Source organism: Streptomyces sp. AC512_CC834 (assembly GCF_019049325.1).
GTDB lineage: Bacteria > Actinomycetota > Actinomycetes > Streptomycetales > Streptomycetaceae > Streptomyces.
In genome coordinates this window covers 394-2048 of record NZ_JAGMUO010000107.1, presented here as the reverse complement: position 1 = coordinate 2048, position 1655 = coordinate 394, and the positions used below count along the sequence as shown (strand labels likewise).

Genomic DNA, 1655 nt, shown 5'->3' with positions numbered 1-1655 from the left:
GGTGTGTCGCGGGTGTCGTGGTCGGTGGGTGTGCGGGCGGCGGATCGTGAGGCGTTTTTGGCGTCGATGCGTTCGTTGTACGGGGGGAGTGTTGTTTTCGCGGCGCGGCCTCGTTCTGGTGGGGTGACGGACTTTTCGTTGTTTGCGGACGAGGTGTGGCCGAAGGGGTTGTCGTCTGCTCCGGTGCTGCGTTTTGGTGTGGTGCGGTTGGGTCCTGTGGGTCAGGTGTTGGCGGGGCCGCGGGCCGGGTGTGATGTGGAGTTCTGGGAGGACGGGGCTGATCTGCTGGCGGGTCCGTCTGCGGAGGCGGAGCTGGCGAGGGTGTCGCCGCAGGCGTCTGCCGAGGTGCTGGCCGATGCGCTGGTCGCGCCGCGGCGCAACCGCGTCTCCGACGTGATGCCCACCGGCGAGCAGAAGCCGGCGAAGGTGACGGTGCAGGGACGCGACTTCCCGACCTTCGAGCCCTTCACCGTCGCGACGGTCGACGACGTGACCTTTCCCGTCGACGTGGTGTACACGTGGGTCGACGGCGAGGACCCGGAACTGCGGGCCAAGCGGAACAAGTACAAGGGCGAGGGCGTCACCGACATCCTCGACAAGGAGACCAACGAGTCCCGGTACACCAGCCATGACGAGTTGAAGTACTCGCTGCGGTCGCTGGAGATGTACGCCGACTTCGTGCGGCACGTGTACATCGTCACCGACGGACAGGCGCCGGAGTGGCTGGACGCGGACGCGCCCGGTGTGACGGTCGTCGACCACAAGGACATCTTCCCCGAGGGTGTGCTGCCGGTCTTCAACTCGCACGCCATCGAGACGAGGCTGCACCACATACCGGGGCTGTCGGACCACTACCTGTACTTCAACGACGACGTCTTCGTCGGGCGCAGCGTCACCCCGCAGCACTTCTTCTACGGCAACGGCATCGCGCGCATCCCGTTCTCGCCGCTCAAGATCGGCGTCGGACAGCCGCACGGCGGCGAGACCGCCACCAACTCGGCGGGCAAGAACGTCCGTCAGTTGCTGCTGAAGACCCACGACCGCTTCACCACGCACAATTTCATGCACACGCCGCTTCCGCAGGTGCGGTCGGTGCTGACGGAGCTCGACGAGATGTTCCCCGAAGCGATCGAGCAGACCATGCGCTCGCGCTTCCGGTCGCCCGACGACATCGCGATGACCGCGTCGCTCCACTACAACCACGCCTATCTGACCGGCAAGGGAGTACCCGGGAAGTTCCGTTTCCGGTACGTCAACATCAGCCGGGAGGACGCGGGCCGCCGCCTGTCGGGGATCATGAAGAAGCGGAACTACGACTTCTTCTGCCTCAACGACGTCGACGTCCCGCCGGAGCAGCGCGAGGAAGTCACCGCTCGCATGTTCGCCTTCCTGGAGGAGTACTTCCCGTTCCCGAGCGCTTTCGAGAAGTCTCCGGAAGGCGAACCGGAAAGCGAACCGTCGGGAGAGCGTTGATGGCTCCGCGCGGTCGCCACGTACACAGGCTCGTGCGCGCAGGCGCGAGGCTCCGCCGGGAGGCACAGGAAGAGGCGCGGCTGTCGAGAGTGACGCGGCCTCGGCACGCCCTGCTCCAGTCCGACACGGGTGTCCGGCGGGCGGAGTTCGAAGGACAGCCGTTGTGGGGCCGGGTGGTGGAC

1 protein-coding gene is annotated in these 1655 nt (G+C 66.4%); it reads left to right on the top strand.

Going from position 1 to position 1655, the window contains the following annotated elements:
• The first annotated feature begins 255 nt into the window (after nucleotides 1-255).
• Complete coding sequence (locus KUM40_RS41815) at nucleotides 256-1473, top strand: stealth family protein (RefSeq protein ID WP_308401302.1); 1218 nt, start codon at nucleotides 256-258, stop codon at nucleotides 1471-1473.
• Nucleotides 1474-1655: the final 182 nt, after the last annotated feature.